This is a genomic window from Enterobacter sp. CFEC122, from assembly GCF_052983755.1.
Genome location: NZ_JBRIQR010000002.1, coordinates 214,609 through 235,611 on the forward strand (window position 1 = coordinate 214,609; position 21,003 = coordinate 235,611).

A 21,003-nucleotide genomic window follows, 5' to 3' on the forward strand; every position below is an offset into this window, starting at 1 on the left:
AAGCTAAGCAGCAATGGGCGGGAATTGTACGCCGGGGAAAGAGGAGGTCAACTCCCCGGCGGAGGGAGAACTATTTAAGCTTAGATTGTGCCCAGACAATACCGCTCGCGTATTCCGGCGGCAGGAGCGGGATCATGGCTTCCAGCGTGGCGCTCAGACGGCCCGTGTCGCTGTCGTTCAGGTTCAGGTGGCCGACTTTACGACCCTCGCGGACCTCTTTGTCATACCAGTGCAGATGCACCAGCGGCAGCTTCAGCCAGTCGTAGTTCAGATCGGTGCCGATCAGGTTGATCATCACCGACGGGCTGTTCACCACCGGCTGCGGCAGAGGCAGGTCGGTAATGGCGCGCAGGTGCAGCTCGAACTGGCTGATGGAGGCGCCGTTTTGCGTCCAGTGGCCGCTGTTGTGCACGCGCGGCGCAAGTTCATTGATCAGCAGACCGGACGGGGTGATAAAGCACTCCATCGCCATGACGCCGACATAACCGAGTTCGTGCATGATGGCAGAGAGCATCTCTTCCGCCTGCGCCTGCTGGTCGGCATTGGCGTGCGGGAAGGCGACGCTGGTGCGCAGAATGCCGTCCTGATGCAGGTTATGCGTCAGCGGATAAAACACCGTGCGGCCGTCATGCCCGCGCGCGCCAACCAGCGAGACTTCACCGCTGAAGTTAATGCCCTGCTCAACGATGCACTCGCCGTAGCAGTCATTCGGCAGCTCGGCGGTGTCGCCTGCGCGCAGGCGCCACTGGCCGCGGCCGTCGTAGCCACCCACGCGGCGCTTCACGATCGCCAGCTCGCCCAGCATGGCGAAGACGTCGTTCCACTCGCTTTTATCGGACAGGAGCTGCCACGGTGCGGTCGCGAGGCCGAGCTTGTCGAACAGCTGCTTTTGCGTCAGGCGGTCGGCAACGATCGGGAACACGTCGCGGTTAACGAAGGCGTTATGACGCGCCAGCTCGCGGGTCAGAGCGGTCTCCGGCCAGCGTTCAATCTCGGCGGTGATCACGCTCTGGTGGAATGGGACGGCTTCTGGCTCGGCGTCCAGCCCGACGGGCCAGACGGCAATACCCAGCGGCTCACCGGCCTGACGCAGCATGCGGCCTAACTGGCCGTTACCAAGGACGCAAACCTGCTTCATGCCGCACCCCGCGGGTCCGGGTTGTCCAGCACTTCGTCGGTCTGGGCTTTACGCCACGCCGCCAGACGCTCATGTAAGTCTTTATCGTGCGTCGCCAGGATCTGCGCGGCCAGCAGGGCGGCGTTTGCGGCACCCGCTTTGCCAATCGCCAGCGTGCCGACAGGAATACCGCGCGGCATCTGAACGATGGAGTAGAGGCTGTCCACACCGCTTAAGGCGGCGCTCTGAACCGGTACGCCCAGAACCGGCACCAGGGTTTTGGCGGCAATCATGCCCGGCAGATGTGCTGCGCCGCCCGCACCGGCAATGATCACCTCATAACCGTTCTCTTCGGCGCTTTCGGCGAAGCTGAACAGTTTGTCCGGCGTACGGTGTGCAGAGACCACTTCAACGTGGTGCGGAACATTCAGGATGTCAAAGATTTCGGCGGCGAACTGCATGGTAGCCCAGTCGCTTTTGGACCCCATCACGATGGCGACACGCGCCGGATTATTGCGGGAAGACATGCGTCTTAAAACTCCTGTGGTGCGAAACACACTGCTTTCGAGGGCACAGAGAATAGCATGTTATACGGGCAAGGAAAACGGTTGCGCGGTTAAATCTTGAGCCGTTGTTGCCATCAGTTCATAACAAAACAGACCGCATTCTGGCGGTCTGTTTTCGTCGAGGGGCAATCATTATTTCGTCAGTTCTGCGGTCATATACACGCGATTATCGACCTTCGCGCTGGTGATTTTATAAGACGCACCCTGTTCAGCAGCCTGTGCAGCGATTTTCGCTTCTGCGCGGTCAAGGGTAGAGGCGGTTGCGCTCACGCTCTGCGCGAAAGAACCGAAAGAAACCAGGGAGAGAGCCGCAACTGCAACGAAAGTTTTGATGGATTTCATGGTCGTATTCCTTAAGTGTTTTGTCTGGGATAGGGCGTGTTGCCCTGATGTGATAAATAATAGGCCGACCACGGGCGGATTAAAATCGAAACAATTTGCCGATATTGTTCAAAAAAATAGAATAATGTGAAGGAGGTTAAAACGGAAACGCGATCAGCTCCACGCCCTCAGGCGTGACTTTGACCATGGAACCTTCGGTGTGCCAGGCACCCAATACCACGCGGTGTGCGGGCTGGCCGTTGGCGATGAGGGAATGCACGTCAGGACGATGGGTATGACCGTGGATCAGCCACTGAACGTCATGCTTTTCCATCACCCGCACGACCGCCTGCGGATTGACGTCCATGATGGTCATGGATTTGCTGCTGTTGGCGGCTTTACTGCCTGCGCGCATTCTGGCGGCGATGCGGTTGCGGATAAACAGCGGCAGGGCAAGGAACACCTTCTGGATCCACGGGGTGTGGACTTTGGCGCGAAACGCCAGGTAGCCGGTATCGTCGGTGCAGAGCGTGTCGCCGTGCATGATCAGCACCTTGCGGCCGTAGAGGTCGAGCACCTGTTCTTCCGGCAGCAGCGTCATGCCGCTTTCACGGGCGTAGCGCTTGCCGATCAGGAAATCACGGTTGCCGTGAATGAAGTAGCAGGGGACGCCCGAATCCACCAGCGCGTGAATGGCGGCGGCCATTTCACGGTGCAGCGGATTAGGGTCGTCGTCGCCAATCCAGGCTTCAAAGAGGTCGCCCAGGATGTACAGCGCATCGGCGCTTTTCGCTTCACCGCGTAAAAAACGCAGAAAACCGGCGGTTATCGCCGGTTCTTCTGTTTGCAGATGAAGATCCGCAATAAAGAGTGTCGCCACCAATTACTCGCTGACGGTCACGCTGGTAATCACAACGTCTTCTTTTGGAACGTCCTGGTGCATACCGCTGCGGCCAGTAGAGACGGCTTTGATCTTGTCAACCACGTCCATACCTTCAACCACTTCTGCGAATACGCAGTAGCCCCAACCCTGCAGGCTTTCGCCGGAGAAGTTCAGGAAGTCGTTGTCCGCCACGTTAATGAAGAACTGTGCAGTAGCAGAGTGAGGTGCCTGAGTACGCGCCATCGCCAGCGTGCCGCGGGTGTTTTTCAGGCCGTTGTTCGCTTCGTTCTTGATCGGCTCTTTAGTGGCTTTCTGGTTCATGCCAGGTTCGAAACCGCCGCCCTGGATCATGAAACCGTTGATCACGCGGTGGAAAATGGTGTTGTTGTAGAAACCTTCGCGGCAGTAGTCCAGGAAGTTTTTAACTGTTTCAGGCGCTTTGTCATCAAAGGTTTTGATTACGATATCGCCATGATTAGTGTGGAAAGTAACCATTTTTGCATCCTGTTCCGTTATTGTGGTACGTCGACCCGCCTTCGGGTCATCTATAGGGGCTTGTTATAGCATAACCACAGGATGCGATCACCTTGCATTGTGTGCTGCTTCGGGTTTGAATTACGGGTAGAATAGCCGGTTTTCAACCACACACGTGTTTACATGGAATCTTCGATGTTAAAAATCTTTAATACAATGACGCGCCAAAAAGAGGAATTTAAACCTATCCATGCCGGGGAAGTCGGCATGTACGTGTGTGGTATTACGGTTTACGATCTCTGTCACATTGGCCATGGCCGTACCTTTGTCGCCTTCGACGTGGTGTCACGCTACCTGCGTTTTCTGGGGTACAAGCTGAAATACGTGCGCAACATCACCGACATCGACGATAAGATCATCAAGCGCGCGAATGAAAACGGCGAAAGCTTTGTCGCGCTGGTGGATCGCATGATCGCTGAGATGCACAAAGACTTCGACGCCCTGAATATTCTGCGTCCGGACACCGAGCCGCGCGCGACCCACCATATTCACGAAATCATCGAGATCACCGAAAAGCTGATCGCCCGCGGTCACGCGTATGTTGCCGACAACGGCGACGTGATGTTCTCCGTGCCGACGGACCCAACCTACGGTGCGCTTTCCCGTCAGGATCTGGACCAGCTCCAGGCCGGTGCCCGCGTTGACGTGGTTGACGTGAAGCGTAACCCGATGGACTTCGTGCTGTGGAAGATGTCCAAAGAGGGTGAACCAAGCTGGCCATCCCCGTGGGGCGACGGCCGTCCGGGCTGGCACATTGAATGTTCCGCGATGAACTGCAAGCAGCTGGGCAAGCACTTCGACATTCACGGCGGCGGTTCAGACCTGATGTTCCCGCACCACGAAAACGAAATCGCGCAGTCCACCTGCGCCCACGGCGGCGAGTACGTGAACTACTGGATGCACTCCGGGATGGTAATGGTTGACCGCGAGAAGATGTCGAAATCGCTGGGTAACTTCTTTACCGTGCGCGACGTGCTGAAGTATTACGACGCGGAAACCGTGCGCTACTTCCTGATGTCTGGCCACTATCGCAGCCAGCTGAACTACAGCGAAGAGAACCTGAAGCAGGCGCGCTCGGCGCTGGAGCGTCTTTACACCGCGCTGCGCGGAACCGACAAGTCTGTTCCGGCGGCAGGCGGCGAAGCGTTCGAAGCGCGCTTCGTTGAGGTGATGAACGACGACTTCAACACCCCGGAAGCCTACTCCGTGCTGTTCGACATGGCGCGCGAAGTGAACCGCCTGAAGTCCGAGGATATGGCGGCCGCGAATGCGCTGGCGTCACATCTGCGTAAGCTCTCTGCCGTGCTTGGCCTGCTGGAGCAGGAGCCGGACGCGTTCCTGCAGAGCGGTGCGCAGGCGGACGACGGTGAAGTGGCGGAGATTGAAGCGTTGATCAAAGCGCGTCTGGAAGCGCGTCAGGCGAAAGACTGGGCGGCGGCCGATGCGGCGCGTAACCGTCTGACCGAGATGGGCATCATCCTGGAGGACGGCCCGCAGGGAACGACCTGGCGCCGTAAGTAAGTCTGTAACGCCCGGTGACGCTTACGCTTGCCGGGCCTACGGGCAAAAGTAGGCCGGGTAAGGCGCAGCCGCCACCCGGCTTTTTTTTACCTTCTTTTCCACCACAGCAACCCCATCAGCACCACACCCGGCAGCCACACCCACAGCAGTTCTGAAATAATCACCTGATGCCCGTACGGCGTGGTATAGCGTGAGAGCGCAAACGGCGCGACCTTGATCACCTGCCACGGCGCAAAGAAGCGTTCATCTGACCACGGCCACAGCCAGCCGACGCCTTTCCCGCCTGTGGTAATCGAATCCAGCAGGCTGTGCGAGAGCAGTGACACGGTTAAAAACAGCCAGCATCGCGTCAGGCTGGTCCTGAACCATCGTCGTCCAGTCAGTACGCAAAGTATCGGCACCACGAAGGCAAACAGCAGGGAGTGGGTAAAGCCGCGATGGCCGAAAACGTTGCCGTACGCGACGCCGAACTTGAACGCCAGCACGTCGGCGTCCGGCAGCATGGCGAGAACAATCCCGGCAAACAGCAGGCGGGGGGGGATAACTTTTGTCCCCAGGCCTAAGCCCAGGCAAAGCGGAACAGCAGCGTGTGTAATGACGGTAGGCATTGTGATTATCCATGGCAAATCATGGAAATATAGCAGTCATTCCGCGCTAAAAAACCTGTGCGAAATTCTGATTTTACGCCGACTCGCGTGCGATAAGCTGCCCGGAAAGCGTAATGCGCTGGGTTTGCAGCGTCGGCTCCTTCAGCGTGCGAATAATCAGCCCGGCCGCCTGACGCCCCGTCTCTTCGCTGGCGGACGAGACGTAGGTAAACGAGGGTGAGGTGAGGTTAACGTGGAGCATATCTTCGAAACCGACCAGGGCGACCTGCTGCGTCAGAAACACATCTTTACCCACCGTACGCCCGACCTGATGAATACCGGAGATGGAGCCGATCATGGCATCCGGCGAGTGGCAGAGCAGGGCGGTGATGGTGTTGTTTTTTTCCAGCAGCTGGCGGGTGGCAAAACCCGCTGCCAGCGTGTCATCGCTGCAGGCCGGCGAGTATTCATCGCGCCAGACCAGCCCGTTTTGCGCCATCGCGCTGCGAAAGCCGAGCAGGCGCTGCTCGCGGATAAGGCAGCCTTCCCGTCCGCCTATGTAGGCGATATTACGATGACCGCGCTCGATAAGATAACGCACCGCCAGACTGGCCGCCTGTCGGTTATCGCGCATCACCAGATTGCATTTTTCATCCAGCAGCGACTGCGAGACCACCACCAGCGGCAGCGGGCAGTGGCGAATCTTTTCCGGCAGGGTAGAGGTGCGGGTATCCGAGGCCAGATAGATCACCCCGGCGACGCCCTGCTGCTTAAACGACAGCAGGCAGCGCTCAAGCTGGTCATGGTCGTTCTGGGGCTGACCGAGAAAAACCATATACCCCTGTTTTTCAAGATCCTGAACAATGCTCGCCATCACCTTGATGGAGAAGCTGTCGCTAAAGTCGCGAAGGATCAGGCCAATCAGATTAGAGGTATTGGCGCGAAGGTTGGCAGCGGCAACGTTATGAACATAGCCCAGGGTATTGATGGCAGCGTTGACCTTCTCGATCGTTGCCTCTGAGATTTTCCCTTTCTGGCGCAGCACCAGCGAGACGGTGGAAACCGACACGCCCGCGTGCTTTGCAACATCAATAATGCTGACTTTCTTCAAAACCGCTCCCTGAAATTTACCGATTATCAGCCAGATAAAACACGCCTCCCAGCGTACAGGAGACGTGTCGTTCAGGCATCTTATTATTTGCCGATCATGGTGGACATGGTCTGGGCGATAAACTGTGCTCTGGCACCGAAAATCACCTGAATGCCGTTGTCGCCGACAAACACCACGCCGCGCGCGCCGAGTCCGTTAAGACCGTCTTTATCTACCGCGTCGCTTTTTGCCACTTCCAGACGCAGGCGGGTGATACAGGCGCCGACGGAGTCAATGTTATGCGCGCCGCCCAGCAGGGTGATGATCTCGGTCGCGAGTTCAGAATCCGATTTTTCATCCGCGTTGGCGGTTACTTCGGTGCGGCCCGGCGTTTTCACGTCGAAACGACGGATCACAAAGCGGAACGTGAAGTAATAAATCAGGCCCATTGGAATGCCGATGATAATGGCGCTCAGGAAGTGGGTCTGGTAGCCGTTAAACGACGGCAGGATCCCGAATGACAGATAGTCGATAAAGCCTGCAGAGAACGACTTGGCGATATGCGCATGCAGCAGGTACATGGTCATGTAGGCCAGACCCGCCATGATGGCGTTAAAGACGTACAGAATCGGCGCCACGAAGATAAAGGTAAACTCAACCGGTTCGGTGATCCCCGTCAGGAAGCAGGTCAGCGCCGCGGAGAACAGAATACCGGCCGCGATTTTCTTATTCTTCGTATGGGCTTCGTGATACATCGCCAGGCACGCCGCAGGCAGCGCGAACAGCATCAGCGGGAATTCACCCTGCATGAACTTACCGGCGTTCTGGTAGGTATCGCTGCTGAAGGATTTCACGCCTTCTTCCAGCATCTTGAACCAGATGGTCTGGTCGCCGTGGATCACCTGGCCTGCCTGGGTGGTGTAATCCCCAAACGAATACCAGAACGACGGATACCAGATATGGTGCAGACCGAGCGGGATCAGCGCGCGCTCCACCAGACCGAAGATAAAGGTCGAGGCCGCCTGATTATCGCCGTTAACGACCACGGAGAGGGCGTCGATACCGGCCTGGATATGCTGCCACACGTACGGCAGCAGCAGCCCCATCAGGAACGAGAGGAACGCCGTTGCAATCGCCACGAAGCGCTTGCCGGAGAAGAAGCCAAGGAATTCCGGAAGCTGCATGGTGTGGAAGCGGTTATAGCACCAGGCCGCGAGAATACCGCAGATCAGGCCGCCGAAGACGCCCATCTGCAGCGTCGGAATGCCCACCACCATGGCGTATTTCCCGCCCTGAGAGGCCATTTCCGGCGTGATGCTCAGCACGGTGCTGATGGTGATATTGGTGACAAACACCGACACCGCCGCAGACAGCGCCGCAATGCCGGATTCTGACGCCAGGCCCACGGCAGAGCCAATGGCAAACAGCATCGGCAGGTTATCAAAGATAACCCCGCCCGCGTTCATCATCAGCGGCAGATGGAACTTATCGCCGAAGGCCAGCAGCAGGCCCGCAGCGGGAAGCAGTGAAATTGGCAGCATTAAGGCGCGACCAATCATCGATAACTTAGACAGCGATTTAACAAACCCTGATATCAGACTCATGCTGATTTCCCCCGAGTAGCGCTTTTTTTGGCGCTGTTATTGTAAGTAGAACGTTTTAGTAGAACGTTCTACTTATCGTGGGCAAAGCGTGAAAAACGCGCAACTGAATTTTCACTTTTCAACAGACGAAATACTGATTATTTGAAGTGGATCGATAAATAACCGTGATGAGTATGAGGGGATAGAGAAAGAAATTGCCGGGTGGCGGCTTCGCCTTACCCGGCCTACAAACGGAGACAGTACGTAGGCCCGGTAAGCGCAGCGCCACCGGGCATCAAACGGCTTACGCCGTCACGGTCACGCTCTGGCCTTCAAAGCTCACGGTCTGGCCCGCGACAATCTTGCAGCGCTTGCGGGTTTCCACCGCACCGTCCACTTTGACAAGCCCGTCGGCAATGGCAATTTTCGCCTGCGCGCCGCTTTCGCTCCAGCCTTCCAGCTTGAGCAGATCGCACAGCTCAACGTGCGGGTGTTTGCCTAATGAAAATGTGGCCATCTTACGCGTCCTCTACGTCGTGATATTCTTCGCATGCCTGCAGGGTATTCTGAATCAGCGTTGCGACGGTCATCGGGCCTACGCCGCCCGGTACGGGGGTAATGTAAGAGGCGCGCGCGGCGGCATCTTCATACACCACGTCGCCGACCACTTTGCCGTTTTCCAGACGGTTAATCCCGACGTCCACGACAATTGCGCCCTCTTTAATCCATTCACCTGGAATAAAGCCCGGCTTACCGACCGCGACGATCAGCAGATCGGCGTTCTCAACGTGGTGACGCAGGTTTTTGGTGAAGCGGTGGGTAACGGTGGTGGTGCAGCCGGCCAGCAGCAGCTCCATGCTCATCGGGCGGCCCACGATGTTGGACGCGCCGATGACCACGGCGTTCAGGCCGTAAGTATCGATGTTATAACGCTCCAGCAGCGTCACGATACCGCGCGGCGTGCACGGACGCAGGCGCGGCGCGCGCTGGCACAGGCGGCCAACGTTGTACGGATGGAAACCGTCCACGTCTTTATCCGGTGCAATACGCTCCAGCACCTTCACGTTGTCGATACCGGCGGGCAGCGGCAGCTGAACCAGAATACCGTCGATCTCTTTATCGGCGTTCAGAGTGTCAATAAGTTCCAGCAGTTCTGCTTCGCTGGTGGTTTCCGGCAAATCGTAAGAGCGGGAGACGAACCCCACCTCTTCACACGCTTTGCGCTTGCTGCCGACATAAATCTGCGATGCCGGGTTACTGCCAACCAGCACAACGGCCAGCCCGGGGGCGCGTTTTCCGGCAGCTTTACGCGCCTTCACTTTTTCCGCGACCTCAGAGCGCACCTGCTGCGCAATCGTTTTACCGTCAATAATCTTTGCTGCCATCAGAGAGAAGATTCCGTCTGTAACGTTCGAAAGGGGGGATGCGTGTATTTTGTCAGAAGCGAGCCCCGCTGTCAGTCACCCTTTGCGCGTTTTTATCCGCAAGACGCAAAAACCCTTCTTAAGGGATGGTCAATTTCTTAGGCGGGATTAGGATGTGACCTGGTAAAATGGCAGCGTTTTGACATATTTAAAAATCACCTCCTGAGCTACTTTGTCTCCTCCGAAATAAGCTTTCAATTACTCAATTGAACGTATTTCTTATTCCCGATTTTTCGCGGGAAGGGTTATTTACATTTTAAAGGAATAGACATGAAACTCAGCAACATTGCTTCTACTGTTATTGCAACTTTGGCCCTGGTTGCGGGTGCCGCAAATGCAGCGGATCCTGCTGCGCCGGTTTCCGTAAATGGCGGTACCGTACATTTTAAAGGTGAGCTGGTTAATGCGGCTTGTTCAGTAAATACTGATTCTTCCGAGCAGACCGTTAATCTGGGTCAGTATCGTACCGCGAAATTCACCAAAGTGGGCGACACCACCTCTAATATTCCGTTCAACATTGAACTGAACGATTGCGATCCGCTGGTGGCCAAAACTGCCGCTGTTGCGTTCACCGGTCAGATCGACCCAACCGACAAAACCCTGCTGGCCGTCACCTCCGGCAGCAACGACAACACCGCGAAAGGCGTGGGTATCGAGATCCTCGACAGCAAATCCAGCGTTCTGACCCCAGACGGTGCGACCTTCTCTGCTGCGCAGACGCTGATCGAAGGGACGAACACCCTGAAGTTCACCGCGCGTTATAAATCCACGGCTGCGACTACCGAGCCAGGCCAGGCGAACGCTGACGCCACCTTCGTAATGAAATACGAATAATTCCTCCGCACAGGGATGTTCAGGCCTCAGGGACGAGGCCCGTCATACGCTATTGCCAGGAACAAAGGATGACAAGGACAGGAACACTACTGCTGTTAACCCTTGCGATGGCTTGCCCGGCATCGGCGCATACCGTGGTGATCGAAGGCGGCAAGGTTCATCTCAGAGGTGAACTGGTGAACGGCGGCTGCGCCGTGGCGCCCGACAGCCAGAATATGCGCATCGATATGGGGCAGTACCGAACCAATTCATTTTCCGGCGTGGGCAGTTTTTCTACGGTGAATGTGCCTTTCACCGTACGGCTGCTGGACTGCAGCGTTGATGTTTCGCGCACCGTGGGGATCCAGTTTCAGGGGGCCACACCCGCAGAAGATCCTCAGGTCTTTCTGGCGACATCGCGACCAGGTGAAACGCCCGTCAGCAGCGGCGTTGGGCTGGCGCTCTTTGACGAGCAGCAGCGTCAGATTATCCCAAATGCCACGGCCGTCAGCTGGCTGCCGATCGATACCCGCGAGCTGGCGTTCCATTTTAGCGCCCGCTATCGGGCTATTTCCGAACACCTAGAGCCAGGCAAAATTCAGTCGGATGTCTGGTTTACGTTGATTTATCCATAACACCTGCGAACACATTATTAAAGGTACGGTTGTGATGAATACCCTAATTAAACCAGGACTTTTTTTATCGTTTATTTTAATGATGGTTTCTGCCTGCGCGAATGCATCCGGCGGTATTGCGCTGGGAGCCACCCGCGTTATTTACCCGGCGGACGCGAAGCAAACGTCGCTGGCGATCACCAACAGCAATAAACAGGAACGCTATTTAATTAACGCGTGGATCGAAAATGCGAACGGGCAAAAAGAAAAAACGTTTGCCGTCACGCCGCCCCTGTTTGTTAGCGAGCCGGACAGTGAAAACACGCTGCGCATTATTTACGCCGGGCCTGCGCTGCCTGCCGACCGTGAATCGCTGTTTTACATGAACGTGAAAGCGATCCCGTCAGTGAACAAAGCCAAAACGGAAAACAATAACGTGCTGCAGCTGGCTATTCTCTCGCGCATCAAGCTGTTTGTGCGCCCGAACAACCTGGCAATGCAGCCGGAAGAGGCGCTTTCCCAGCTGCGGTTTGAGCGCGCGGGTAACCATCTCAAAGTCAGCAACGCGTCTCCGTATTACATCACCCTCGTCAATCTGAAGCTGGGCGGGAAGACGCTGGATAACCTGATGGTGGCGCCGAAAAGCGCGGCACAGCAGGTGCTGCCAGCCGGTGCCGGCGGCACGCTCTCCTGGCAGAGCGTGAATGACTACGGTGCCATCACGCCGGCGCGTAGCGTCAACCTGTGAGCAGAGTCAGGGCGATGAAAAACCATCAGGGACGTTACTGCCCGGTTGCGCTGGCGCTGATGGCTGCGCTCTGGCCGCAGGCTGGCTGGAGCGAAAGCTATTTCAACCCGGCCTTCCTGTCCGACGACACCGCCAGCGTGGCGGATTTGTCGCGTTTTGAACAAGGACACCAGCAGGCACCCGGCGTTTATCGCGTGGATATCTGGCGTAACGATGAATTTATCGGGACTCAGGACGTGCGTTTTGAGCAGGCAGAGAACACGCCGCCGGTGGCGGGCGGGCTATCGCCGTGTATTACGCGCGCGATGCTGGACCGCTTTGGCGTCAACGTTGCGGCGTTTCCCGAGCTGGCTAAAATCCAGGGTGAGGCCTGCGTCCCGTTGACCACGGCCATTCCCGGTAGCGAAACGGTATTCAACTTTGCCTCACAGCGCCTGAACGTCAGCCTGCCGCAGGTGGCATTGCAGAACAGCGCCCGGGGCTACATTCCGCCGGAACAGTGGGATGAAGGCATTCCCGCCGCGCTGCTGAACTACAGCTTTACGGGCAACCGGGGCAGCGAAGACGACAGCTATTACCTCAACCTGCAGAGCGGGCTGAACTACGGCGCCTGGCGTTTACGTAACAACGGCGCATGGCGATACACGCAGACCAACGGGCAGCGGCACAGCGAGTGGCAGAATATTGGCACCTGGGCGCAGCGCACCGTGATCCCGCTGAAAAGCGAACTGGTCCTGGGCGACAGCAATACCGGCAATGACGTCTTCGACAGCATGGGGTTCCGCGGCGGACGGCTCTTCTCGTCTGACAGCATGTATCCGGACAGCCTGCAGGGCTACGCGCCCACTGTGCGCGGGATCGCCCGGACGCCCGCCAAAGTGGTGGTGCGTCAGAATGGCTACGTGATCTATCAAAGCTATGTGCAGCCGGGCGCATTTGCGATTACCGATCTCAACCCCACCTCCTCAAGCGGTGACCTGGAAGTGACGGTAGAAGAGAAAGACGGTACCCAGCAGCGCTATACCGTGCCGTACTCCACCGTGCCGCTTCTGCAGCGTGAAGGGCGCTGGAAGTATGACCTCGTCGCGGGGGATTACCGCAGCGGTAACAGCGATCAGGATACGCCGTTCTTCACCCAGGGCACCCTGATTACCGGGCTTGCCAACGGCTTTACGCTCTACGGCGGGACGCAGCTGGCGTCACGCTATACCGCGGTCGCCGTCGGGGCCGGAAAAAACCTGGGCGACTGGGGCGCGGTTTCGCTCGATATCACTCACGCCCGCAGCCAGCTCGCGGACGACAGCAAGCATGAAGGACAGTCCCTGCGCTTCCTCTATGCGAAATCCCTTAACGGCTTTGGCACCAACTTCCAGCTGCTGGGCTACCGCTATTCCACAAAAGGGTTTTACACCCTGGACGATGTGGCATGGCGCTCAATGGAAGGCTATCAGTATGCCGACAGCCAGGACGATAACGATGTGCCGGACGTGCAGAGCTATCACAACCTGACGTGGAATAAAAAAGGCCGCTTCCAGCTTAACGTTTCTCAGTCGCTGGGGGATTACGGCTCGGTCTATATCTCCGGCAGCGAGCAGACCTACTGGGGTACCGACGAGTCGAACCTCTGGTACCAGCTGGGGTATGCGGGGGGCATGAAGGGGATCAACTACTCCGTTTCGTGGTCGTGGAACAAATCCGTCGGGATCGACGGCACCGACCGGATCGCGTCGTTTAACGTCTCCGTGCCGTTCAGTATCTTTACCCGTCAGGGCTATCGCCGGGACAGCGCCATCGACAGGGCCTACGCCACGGCATCCGCCAGTCGGAACAGCGATGGCGACACGAGCTGGCAAACCGGCGTCAGCGGCACGCTGCTGGAGGACCGCAACCTGAACTACAGCGTGACTCAGGGACACACCAGCACCAACGGGTCAAGCGGAAGCGCCAGCGCCAACTGGCAGGCGACCTACGGCACATTGGGCGTGGGCTACAACTACAGCGACGATCAGCACGATCTCAACTGGCAGCTCTCCGGCGGGGTCGTCGGTCATGCCGACGGCGTGACCTTCAGCCAGCCGCTGGGCGACACCAACGTGCTGATCAAAGCGCCGGGGGCATCCGGCGTCAGCGTGGAAAACCAGACCGGCGTGAGAACCGACTGGCGAGGCTATGCGGTGATGCCGTATGCCACCGTCTACCGCTATAACCGCGTGGCGCTGGATACCAACACCATGAGCAACAACACCGACATCGAAAACAACGTGAGCAGCGTGGTGCCGACCAAAGGCGCGCTGGTGCGCGCCAGCTTTGATACCCGCATTGGCGTGCGCGCCCTGCTGACGGTAACGCGCGGCAACCAGCCCGTGCCGTTTGGTGCGGTGGTCCGTGAGACCCGGAGCGGTGTCACCAGCATGGTGGGGGACGACGGGCAAATTTACCTGAGCGGGCTGCCGCTGGAGGGCGAGCTGCTGATCCAGTGGGGCGACGGGGCGCAGTCCCAGTGTCGCGCGCCTTACAGCTTGCCTGAAAAGAGCCTGCAACAGGCAATCACAATGAAGGGGATTCGCTGTGAATAAAACCCACATCTTAGGCTTGTCGCTTCTGGCGCTACTGCCTGCGGCAAACGCATTCGCCACCGTGTGCGTCAATGAAAAAGGCGTGCCGACGGAAGTGCATTACGACCTGACGGACAAATTCAATAGCTCGAATAACCAGATTGGACAGGTCGTGACGCTCAGCGAGAAGTCGCAGTGGGTAGGGGTCAATGCCGTCTGCCCGAAGGGCACGGTCGGGAATACCACCAAGCGTAGCTATGTGACCGATTATCAGGTTACGGGAACGAGCGATGGCTATCAGTATCTGAAGCTGAACGACTATCTGGACGGGGCCATGAAAATCACGGACAGCTATGCTGGCGTGTTTTATCCGCCAAAAAACTATATCCAGATGGGGAGCCATCCTAACGTCTCCAAAAACAGACCGTTTGGCGTTCAGGACTCCAGCCTTGTCTTCCGCCTTAAGGTAACCCGACGTTTTATTAATATGGTCGTGATCCCGCGTGCCACCATGTTCCGCGTTTACGTCACCACCACCTCCTCGGATCCGCTCACCACGCCGGTCTATACCATCAGCTACAGCGGTACCATTCAGGTGCCGCAAAGCTGCGCTATCAACGCCGGAAACGTGGTGGAGTTTGATTTCGGCGACATTGGTGCCTCCTTGTTCAGCAAGGCGGGCGTAGGTAACAAACCGGAGGGCGTCTCATCGCAAAGCAAAACCATTGCGATCAAATGCACCAACGTCGAGGCGAACGCCATGCTGACGATGCGCGTAGAGGCGGAGAAAGTCTCTGATAATGTGCTGGTGTCGGATAACCCGGACGTCGGGTTCATCATTGCCAACGAGAGCGGTGCGCCGCTAACGCCTAACAACCTGACAAGCAAAATTCCGTTCCGCCTCGACGACAGCGCGCAGGCAAAGGTGGGGATCCGCGTCTGGCCAGTGAGCGTGACGGGCAACAAGCCAGCGGAAGGGCGTTTCACCTCGCGCGGGTATTTGCGCGTGGATTACGACTAAGGAGCCGATATGCGAAACGGGATCCGTTTTCTCACCGTGGCGCTCTTTGCGCTTTGCACACAGGCTCAGGCGGACACCGCGTTGGGCGAAATTAACATTCGGCTCTACGGCAATATTGTCGATTTTACCTGCGTCGCGGAAGGCAGCGACAGCGACAAGACCGTCACGCTGGGCACCTGGCCCACGAAACAGCTCAGCACCACCGGGAGCCGCACGCAGCCCATGCCGTTTACGCTGAAGCTGACCGGCTGTCCGCCGGGTGCCGCGTCGATTACGTTTTCGGGTAAAGCCGACGGGAGCAATAACGGTTTGCTGGCGCTGAACGACGCCAGTACAGCGAGCCGTGTCGCGGTAGAGATCAGGGATGCGGATAAAACGCGTCTGGCTCTCCAGCAGGCCAGCCAGCCGGTCTCGGTTGATGCGCAGGGGAATGCAACATTGTCGTTTTATGCCAATTATATTGCCACTGCAGATAACCCTCAGCCCGGACGAGCCGATGCGGATGCCACCTTTATGATTAACTATAATTAGCACTGACCGCACTCCCTGCAGCTCAGATAAGCTGCAGGGAGTGAATTCAGGTTAAAGCAGCTCGTGCGCTTTGGCGTAATCAATTAATTCCACGATGCTTTGCACGCCCAGCTTGGAATAAATATTGGATTTATGCGCGCTAATGGTTTTGTTGCTTAATAGTAGCTGTTCAGCAATTTCCTTATTGGATAATCCATTCGCCAGATAGCGTAATACCGTGACCTCGCGATTTGATAATGGCATATCGACTGCCATCCCTTTCCCTGAACCCAAATGGTTTATAAAGTTCAGCGTTTCCGATGGGAAAAAGGAATAGCCCATCAGGATCATTTCTACGGCGTTGTAGATCTCACCCAAATCTTTTCGTTTACTGACGAAGCCATTTGCCCCGGCGCGAATGGCGCGACCCGCGTAAAATAACTCTGATTTAGATGAGAGGAACAGAACCTTAATGTCTTTGTTTAAGTTTCTGATTCTCTTAAGTAAAGCGAAAGCATCCGTGCCTGTGAGTTCAATGTCAAGGATCACCAGATCGATAGGGTGATTACGGATACAGTCAAGGACTTCATGGCTATCGCCAGACTTGAGCTTGACTGTGATATTCTTATTTTTCTGTAGCAGGACTTCTATCGACATTCTGACGATAGGATGTTCGTCCATAATGATAACGGATGCCGGTTTCATTTTTAATGCCTCAGATTGTTAAAAGCGTTATGCAGAGTTTGGTAAAACTCTCGAAATGCCGGAAGGATATAATGTGCAGATCCCTATACCGTAGTATTTCCCTGGAAAGAGCGAAAGCATCCTTGTTTACGTAATGAAAAGAACTATGCCTCAGCGCGGTCATCTCATTTGGCTGGTGTTGGCAAAAAGGTTTTTCTTATTCAGATTTGGTACGCTTCTTATTATACAGGGTAAGTTTTTTCCGAAAACCCTGTAAATTAATCACAGGATATTGGTTTGTATTATCTTCTGGATCTGAATCGCTATTTTTTTAAATTTAGCGGAAATATCCTGTTATCCCATTTACCGCATATTTTCATCTTTATGTAATAACAAAAAATAACAGATATCTCTGTATGTTGATCAATTGTTAACAAAAATACGCATCATTTTGGGGGACTCGCCCGGTCTGATGAGGTGAACAATTGCCCTCGCAGGCCGTCAGACCTTCATCTGAAAGCGTGAAGGTTGACCTTCAGCTCCGCAACTCCTGCACAGGAGAACATGCTATCTGCTTCGCTTTTCCCTCCAGGGCGCAGTCGCTAAGCTGCTTGTTTTTACATCATTATCATCTTGTTAACGCTGTCTGCATTCACTTAACGGATGGAGGAAAGTGCTGCCGTTCGTTCAATTTGTGGCATTTCACAAGGTTCTCGCCCATAAATTAGGAATAGTTATAATTTCGACTTTATTGTTAAAAATTAACATTTTTGAAACACGAATGGTAAGTAAATTCTTAAAGCGCTTTAGGAAATAAGGGGTTAGGACGTGAGTGAAAACGTGCAGTCTGAGAGGTTATTAAGAAGATGCAACAATTCCTGTCGATGACTCAGCCCCAGCTTCACCAGGATGCAGCTAAGGCGATAGATAATGCGGCTATACGGACGATTCTGCATAAGGGCAATCTGACGTAACGTCTTGCCCCGGGAAAGTTCCTGCAGGATCGGCCATTCATTGCGGTTGAACCAGTCTTTGTCGGAGCCCTGTGGCGGGCGGGCATCCAGCAGGCTGTGCTGGAGTGCCGCGGCGTTCAGCTGGCGCTCAAGCACATGAAAGGGACCTGCCGCTTTGCAGAAAAGGCGGGTGTCGTAATTATCGGCCCGGACTAACAGCCAGGGCGTCAGGAACGGAGGAAACAGGCTCTGCCTTCTCAACTGCTCCAGTTTCTCCAGAAGCCCCGTTGACCGGCTTTCAATATCGACGACCAGACGGGCGGAGGGCCATTGCGTCTGCGCGACAAGGGCGTCGTCCAGCGTGGCGAAATCGCAGCAGCTGCTCAGGGGAAACTGCCCGTTGAGAAAACCGGTGCGCAGGAAATGATCCTCCGTCACCAGGAGAATAAACGGGGCGTCTGTTTTGCGGGGCTGGCTGATGGACTGGCTCAAAAATTCGAGCCGGTCGAAAAAGGGGGGAGCAAAAGGTGAGCGCGTAAATCCCAGTGCATCACTTCCTGTACGCCGCCGCCGGTAACGGCGCACTGTCATTCGCATGGTCTCCCTCCTGGAAATGGCGTTTTAATCCTCCGGCCATGTCCAGGACGGCCAGTAATATCCCTGGCCGAAGTCTGCGCCTGCCTGCAGTGCCCAGGTACGATCGCGTTCAGTCTCAATACCTTCGATAAGCACTTTCCCGGCAAGCTGAAAGCAAAGGGAAACCAGTTGCCTCAGCGCAGGGGTGTCGCGTAAACGCCAGAATGCTTCCTTATCTATTTTTATGCCGCTTAACGGAAGTCGACAGGATAAAAACGACTGCACTAAGACATCATCAATGTCATCCAGCCAGATAGCGTGCCCCTGTCTGCTCAGCTGCTGCAGATTCTGAACCACGCGCTGCTTCTGCGCGACGGACAGCGCCAAAAAAGCCGCAAGGTCGACAAGCTCAATATTGAGCGGCACGCAGGGGAGTCTGATGAGCCGCTGGAAGGACGCAGGCTCTGTCAGGACGGTTATCGGCAGATTAATAAAAAGGTTATGACCGTGCGGCGTATTTTTTAACGCAGCAAGCTGCGCCTCAAGCAGCGTTAGCGACCAGCCAGCGGACCGATCGCAAAAAAAATCCTCACTGTGCCGCGTATCGGCCAGGACGCTAAGGACCTCGACGCCAACCTGCCGCAAAGAGGCGAGGGTGACGATAGGCTCAAGCTTAATGCCGACGATGTCCTGAGAGAGGTACTGTAACCGGGGGGGCGTATCGATCAGGTTTTGCGCTGTCACTCCATTGTCCTGTTGTCTGTCAGCCTCCAGGCGGCCGGGATACCTGGCTCTAGTGTGACGAGCTGACGTTCAGGAAAACAGCAGGCGTTACTTAAATGCAACTAAGCCTTTTCGCAGCGCTAAATTTTACGGTAAAACAGGGCGGAATGTTGAGAAAATAGCCGTATTTACAATCGGCTAGCGGTAATTGGCCCTGAAAACGGAAAAGGCATTGACTCACCTGCCATTGACCGTATAATTCTTCGCGTTTCACCGCCGCGAAGTACACGCTTCTCAGTGCGCCCTTAGCTCAGTTGGATAGAGCAACGGCCTTCTAAGCCGTAGGTCGTAGGTTCGAATCCTACAGGGCGTGCCATTTCATTTCTACTAACGTCTCTCAAAGTCTACTCAATCCAGTAATACCAAGCTATTCAGCTAAATCTCGCTCTCCCTACGTCTACTAAATTGTATTGAAATCGATACCAATCCGAGGGGATATTCGGGTGCATATACTGGTTCAATGGAAAGAGATACCTCCAATGCAGTTAACGGCACGCCAGGTCAGCACAGCTAAACCTTAGGACGTGCCCTTCAAACTGGCGGATGGCGGTGCCCTGTATCTGTTTGTTAAACCGAATGGTTCCAGATACTGGCGTCTGAAGTACTGGCTCGCAGGAAAAGAAAAACTCCTGTCTATTGGCGTTTTGCCCTGATACTCATCACGTTGTTGTTTGACCCATTTAGTCATCGTGGAAAGTCCAGTATCCATAGCCTTGTAGCATCAGAGACGGTGTTATGTTGGTCGACAACGAGATGAGCTGATACGCGTTTGAATTCAGAGCTAAAATTTCTTCTTTTAATTGGTGCTTTTGTGTTGTTTTGAGGTGAGCATTTCACCTGTGTCAGGTGGCTAAATTCAGTAAACCCCTTCAATGATTGGCACATCTGCACACTAGAAGATATAAAATGGAAAAAAATTATTAGCATCCTATTTTTTGAGTTAAAACATACAAAATTTCAACAATGGGTAAAAAAGGGGCTGAGTACGCCCCTTTTTACAATATTATTTAAGAAACCTTCTGCGCGGCTAACAGATTTATATGCATTGTGGGTTTTTCAATGTATTTGTACATTATAGGGGCAATAACACCTAAGGTTGCTACAGATACCAATTTCCAAATCATATAACCCTCATCATACAAATAGTATTTAGATACGGCCTGAGGAATTCCATGGATTAGGTAAATTGAGAAACTACAGGCACCAAGGACTCTAACTGGTTTGCACGTAAGTATACCAAAGTATGTACATCCGCACTTAAGAGTATAAAAAACAACCATCATTAATAATGGAGTTATTACATCATATGCCTTTCCTATCAACATAACAGCGAAAAAAAGTATAATTGAACTGATTGAATCATGTAACTTAATTTCTTTTTTTATAGTTGCAACCATAAAGCCAGCAAGAAAGTACATTACATAGCTCAATTGAATATCTTTACTTATAAAGTACCATTGGTAGACAACATAGGACATAGATATCAGCACAAAAGATTTGGGGTAAGGGAATCTTTTTAATAATATGAATATGATAGGTATGGCAACATATAGTCTTAGCTCCCACACCATTGTCCAAAGAACACCGGAATTCATTATTACGAGAGGTATGTCATTGATACGCGTCATCGGGTAATTAAAAAGCGAAGGCAATGACTGAATTAGATCATTAATCTGATATGAATGGTTTGGGGATATTAAATAGGATGATGCATAAATCATTATTATAGAAAAAGCTACTGGCGGGTAAATCCTCATGATTCTGGAAACATAAAACTCTTCAAAATTAAATGTTTTCGCCATCGCCTTTCTGAAAAAAAGAAAAGCAGAAAGTATGAAGAATATCCCGACAGATAGCTCACCGGTAAGAAGAATGTAGTGAACGGTTTTGCTTGAGGAAATATAATCAAGTGACCAATACTCTGTGTCATGACTGCCATCCCTCCAGAAAATATGAAATATGGCGACCATAGAGGCGCAGATACCTCTAGCACCATCGAATGAACTATATTTTTGATTGTCAGGCTCTATCTTAATAATTCTAGATACTATATAAAGAGTAACTAATAGCACAAAAAAATAGATTACATATTCTTTAAGATAATGCATCATTGATCCTAT

At 54.4% G+C, this 21,003-nt stretch carries 21 protein-coding genes, 1 tRNA gene and 2 pseudogenes; 9 read left to right on the forward strand and 15 right to left on the reverse strand.

The window, feature by feature from the left end; translation table 11 throughout:
* Positions 1-70 precede the first annotated feature (70 nt).
* The 5 genes from purK to ppiB form a co-directional block, all read right to left on the reverse strand.
* Positions 71-1,138, reverse strand: a complete 1,068-nt coding sequence (purK, locus tag ACVCAM_RS02875; protein ID WP_008499323.1) for a 5-(carboxyamino)imidazole ribonucleotide synthase — start codon at positions 1,136-1,138, stop codon at positions 71-73.
* Positions 1,135-1,644, reverse strand: coding sequence for a 5-(carboxyamino)imidazole ribonucleotide mutase (gene purE, locus ACVCAM_RS02880; RefSeq protein WP_021241611.1), 510 nt, complete (start codon positions 1,642-1,644; stop codon positions 1,135-1,137). The genes purK and purE overlap by 4 nt, the downstream gene beginning before the upstream one ends.
* Positions 1,645-1,815: 171 nt before the next feature.
* Positions 1,816-2,025, reverse strand: a complete 210-nt coding sequence (locus tag ACVCAM_RS02885; protein WP_008499325.1) for a YdgH/BhsA/McbA-like domain containing protein — start codon at positions 2,023-2,025, stop codon at positions 1,816-1,818.
* Positions 2,026-2,161: 136 nt separating this feature from the next.
* Complete coding sequence (gene lpxH, locus ACVCAM_RS02890; RefSeq protein ID WP_023293120.1) at positions 2,162-2,884, reverse strand: UDP-2,3-diacylglucosamine diphosphatase; 723 nt, start codon at positions 2,882-2,884, stop codon at positions 2,162-2,164.
* A 3-nt stretch (positions 2,885-2,887) separates the two neighbouring features.
* Positions 2,888-3,382 carry a peptidylprolyl isomerase B gene (gene ppiB / locus ACVCAM_RS02895; RefSeq protein WP_008499327.1) on the reverse strand — a complete coding sequence of 165 codons (495 nt, stop codon included), beginning with the start codon at positions 3,380-3,382 and terminating at the stop codon, positions 2,888-2,890.
* 174 nt (positions 3,383-3,556) lie between these two features.
* On the opposite strand from ppiB, the gene cysS reads away from it, so the two are divergent.
* Positions 3,557-4,942 (forward strand): cysteine--tRNA ligase, encoded by a 1,386-nt coding sequence (cysS, locus tag ACVCAM_RS02900; RefSeq protein WP_213801636.1) that lies wholly within the window; start codon positions 3,557-3,559, stop codon positions 4,940-4,942.
* Positions 4,943-5,028: 86 nt separating this feature from the next.
* On the opposite strand, the gene ACVCAM_RS02905 is transcribed toward cysS, so the two are convergent.
* The 5 genes from ACVCAM_RS02905 to folD form a co-directional block, all read right to left on the reverse strand.
* Positions 5,029-5,550: a metal-dependent hydrolase gene (locus ACVCAM_RS02905; protein WP_023343520.1), complete on the reverse strand. Its 522-nt coding sequence runs from the start codon at positions 5,548-5,550 to the stop codon at positions 5,029-5,031.
* A 73-nt stretch (positions 5,551-5,623) separates the two neighbouring features.
* Positions 5,624-6,640: a Mal regulon transcriptional regulator MalI gene (malI, locus tag ACVCAM_RS02910; RefSeq protein WP_008499330.1), complete on the reverse strand. Its 1,017-nt coding sequence runs from the start codon at positions 6,638-6,640 to the stop codon at positions 5,624-5,626.
* Between the two features lie 83 nt (positions 6,641-6,723).
* Entirely contained in the window at positions 6,724-8,223 is a 1,500-nt protein-coding gene (locus ACVCAM_RS02915; RefSeq protein WP_008499331.1) for a PTS transporter subunit EIIC, read from the reverse strand.
* A 283-nt stretch (positions 8,224-8,506) separates the two neighbouring features.
* A complete protein-coding gene (gene ybcJ, locus ACVCAM_RS02920) occupies positions 8,507-8,719 on the reverse strand; it encodes a ribosome-associated protein YbcJ (protein ID WP_004143016.1) in 213 nt (70 codons plus the stop codon).
* A 1-nt stretch (position 8,720) separates the two neighbouring features.
* Positions 8,721-9,587, reverse strand: coding sequence for a bifunctional methylenetetrahydrofolate dehydrogenase/methenyltetrahydrofolate cyclohydrolase FolD (folD, locus tag ACVCAM_RS02925; protein ID WP_008499332.1), 867 nt, complete (start codon positions 9,585-9,587; stop codon positions 8,721-8,723).
* A gap of 309 nt (positions 9,588-9,896) precedes the next feature.
* On the opposite strand from folD, the gene fimA reads away from it, so the two are divergent.
* From fimA to sfmF, 6 genes are all read left to right on the forward strand, one after another.
* Positions 9,897-10,460 (forward strand): type 1 fimbrial major subunit FimA, encoded by a 564-nt coding sequence (fimA, locus tag ACVCAM_RS02930; RefSeq protein ID WP_008499333.1) that lies wholly within the window; start codon positions 9,897-9,899, stop codon positions 10,458-10,460.
* Positions 10,461-10,528: 68 nt separating this feature from the next.
* Positions 10,529-11,074, forward strand: coding sequence for a type 1 fimbrial protein subunit FimI (fimI, locus tag ACVCAM_RS02935; RefSeq protein WP_008499334.1), 546 nt, complete (start codon positions 10,529-10,531; stop codon positions 11,072-11,074).
* 34 nt (positions 11,075-11,108) lie between these two features.
* Positions 11,109-11,801: a type 1 fimbria chaperone FimC gene (gene fimC, locus ACVCAM_RS02940; protein WP_023326827.1), complete on the forward strand. Its 693-nt coding sequence runs from the start codon at positions 11,109-11,111 to the stop codon at positions 11,799-11,801.
* Positions 11,802-11,815: 14 nt separating this feature from the next.
* Positions 11,816-14,377, forward strand: a complete 2,562-nt coding sequence (locus ACVCAM_RS02945; RefSeq protein WP_045352681.1) for a fimbrial biogenesis usher protein — start codon at positions 11,816-11,818, stop codon at positions 14,375-14,377.
* A complete protein-coding gene (gene fimH, locus ACVCAM_RS02950) occupies positions 14,370-15,377 on the forward strand; it encodes a type 1 fimbria D-mannose specific adhesin FimH (protein WP_021241603.1) in 1,008 nt (335 codons plus the stop codon). Before ACVCAM_RS02945 ends, fimH begins: the two co-directional genes overlap by 8 nt.
* Before the next feature lie 9 nt (positions 15,378-15,386).
* Complete coding sequence (gene sfmF / locus ACVCAM_RS02955; protein ID WP_008499338.1) at positions 15,387-15,908, forward strand: fimbria assembly protein; 522 nt, start codon at positions 15,387-15,389, stop codon at positions 15,906-15,908.
* 51 nt (positions 15,909-15,959) lie between these two features.
* Here the strand turns inward: sfmF and fimZ are convergent, their stop codons facing one another.
* The 3 genes from fimZ to ACVCAM_RS02970 all read right to left on the reverse strand — a co-directional run bounded on the left by fimZ (position 15,960) and on the right by ACVCAM_RS02970 (position 18,844).
* Complete coding sequence (gene fimZ, locus ACVCAM_RS02960; RefSeq protein ID WP_008499339.1) at positions 15,960-16,592, reverse strand: fimbria biosynthesis transcriptional regulator FimZ; 633 nt, start codon at positions 16,590-16,592, stop codon at positions 15,960-15,962.
* Between the two features lie 800 nt (positions 16,593-17,392).
* Positions 17,393-18,121 (reverse strand): helix-turn-helix transcriptional regulator, encoded by a 729-nt coding sequence (locus ACVCAM_RS02965; protein ID WP_248244692.1) that lies wholly within the window; start codon positions 18,119-18,121, stop codon positions 17,393-17,395.
* A 24-nt stretch (positions 18,122-18,145) separates the two neighbouring features.
* On the reverse strand, positions 18,146-18,844 hold the full coding sequence (locus tag ACVCAM_RS02970; RefSeq protein ID WP_163341742.1) for an EAL domain-containing protein: 699 nt from the start codon (positions 18,842-18,844) through the stop codon (positions 18,146-18,148).
* Between the two features lie 278 nt (positions 18,845-19,122).
* On the opposite strand from ACVCAM_RS02970, the gene ACVCAM_RS02975 reads away from it, so the two are divergent.
* Both ACVCAM_RS02975 and ACVCAM_RS02980 read left to right on the forward strand, forming a co-directional pair.
* Positions 19,123-19,199, forward strand: a tRNA-Arg gene (locus ACVCAM_RS02975).
* Between the two features lie 208 nt (positions 19,200-19,407).
* A pseudogene (locus tag ACVCAM_RS02980) lies at positions 19,408-19,533 on the forward strand (Arm DNA-binding domain-containing protein); the annotation flags it as partial.
* Here ACVCAM_RS02980 and ACVCAM_RS02985 read toward each other — a convergent pair.
* Positions 19,521-19,684: pseudogene (locus ACVCAM_RS02985) on the reverse strand (IS3 family transposase); the annotation flags it as partial. The pseudogenes ACVCAM_RS02980 and ACVCAM_RS02985 sit on opposite strands and share 13 nt — an antisense overlap.
* A gap of 206 nt (positions 19,685-19,890) precedes the next feature.
* Positions 19,891-20,994, reverse strand: coding sequence for an acyltransferase family protein (locus tag ACVCAM_RS02990; protein WP_084832426.1), 1,104 nt, complete (start codon positions 20,992-20,994; stop codon positions 19,891-19,893).
* Between the last annotated feature and the right edge of the window lie 9 nt (positions 20,995-21,003).

What these genes read in the sequence shown, in the direction of transcription:
- purK (WP_008499323.1), bottom strand. Translation starts at nt 1,138, where the DNA reads ATGAAGCAGGTTTGCGTCCTTGGTAACGGCCAGTTAGGCCGCATGCTG.
- purE (WP_021241611.1), bottom strand. Translation starts at nt 1,644, where the DNA reads ATGTCTTCCCGCAATAATCCGGCGCGTGTCGCCATCGTGATGGGGTCC.
- ACVCAM_RS02885 (WP_008499325.1), bottom strand. Translation starts at nt 2,025, where the DNA reads ATGAAATCCATCAAAACTTTCGTTGCAGTTGCGGCTCTCTCCCTGGTT.
- ppiB (WP_008499327.1), bottom strand. Translation starts at nt 3,382, where the DNA reads ATGGTTACTTTCCACACTAATCATGGCGATATCGTAATCAAAACCTTT.
- cysS (WP_213801636.1), top strand. Translation starts at nt 3,557, where the DNA reads ATGTTAAAAATCTTTAATACAATGACGCGCCAAAAAGAGGAATTTAAA.
- ACVCAM_RS02905 (WP_023343520.1), bottom strand. Translation starts at nt 5,550, where the DNA reads ATGCCTACCGTCATTACACACGCTGCTGTTCCGCTTTGCCTGGGCTTA.
- ACVCAM_RS02915 (WP_008499331.1), bottom strand. Translation starts at nt 8,223, where the DNA reads ATGAGTCTGATATCAGGGTTTGTTAAATCGCTGTCTAAGTTATCGATG.
- ybcJ (WP_004143016.1), bottom strand. Translation starts at nt 8,719, where the DNA reads ATGGCCACATTTTCATTAGGCAAACACCCGCACGTTGAGCTGTGCGAT.
- folD (WP_008499332.1), bottom strand. Translation starts at nt 9,587, where the DNA reads ATGGCAGCAAAGATTATTGACGGTAAAACGATTGCGCAGCAGGTGCGC.
- fimA (WP_008499333.1), top strand. Translation starts at nt 9,897, where the DNA reads ATGAAACTCAGCAACATTGCTTCTACTGTTATTGCAACTTTGGCCCTG.
- fimI (WP_008499334.1), top strand. Translation starts at nt 10,529, where the DNA reads ATGACAAGGACAGGAACACTACTGCTGTTAACCCTTGCGATGGCTTGC.
- fimC (WP_023326827.1), top strand. Translation starts at nt 11,109, where the DNA reads ATGAATACCCTAATTAAACCAGGACTTTTTTTATCGTTTATTTTAATG.
- ACVCAM_RS02945 (WP_045352681.1), top strand. Translation starts at nt 11,816, where the DNA reads ATGAAAAACCATCAGGGACGTTACTGCCCGGTTGCGCTGGCGCTGATG.
- sfmF (WP_008499338.1), top strand. Translation starts at nt 15,387, where the DNA reads ATGCGAAACGGGATCCGTTTTCTCACCGTGGCGCTCTTTGCGCTTTGC.
- fimZ (WP_008499339.1), bottom strand. Translation starts at nt 16,592, where the DNA reads ATGAAACCGGCATCCGTTATCATTATGGACGAACATCCTATCGTCAGA.
- ACVCAM_RS02965 (WP_248244692.1), bottom strand. Translation starts at nt 18,121, where the DNA reads ATGCGAATGACAGTGCGCCGTTACCGGCGGCGGCGTACAGGAAGTGAT.
- ACVCAM_RS02990 (WP_084832426.1), bottom strand. Translation starts at nt 20,994, where the DNA reads ATGATGCATTATCTTAAAGAATATGTAATCTATTTTTTTGTGCTATTA.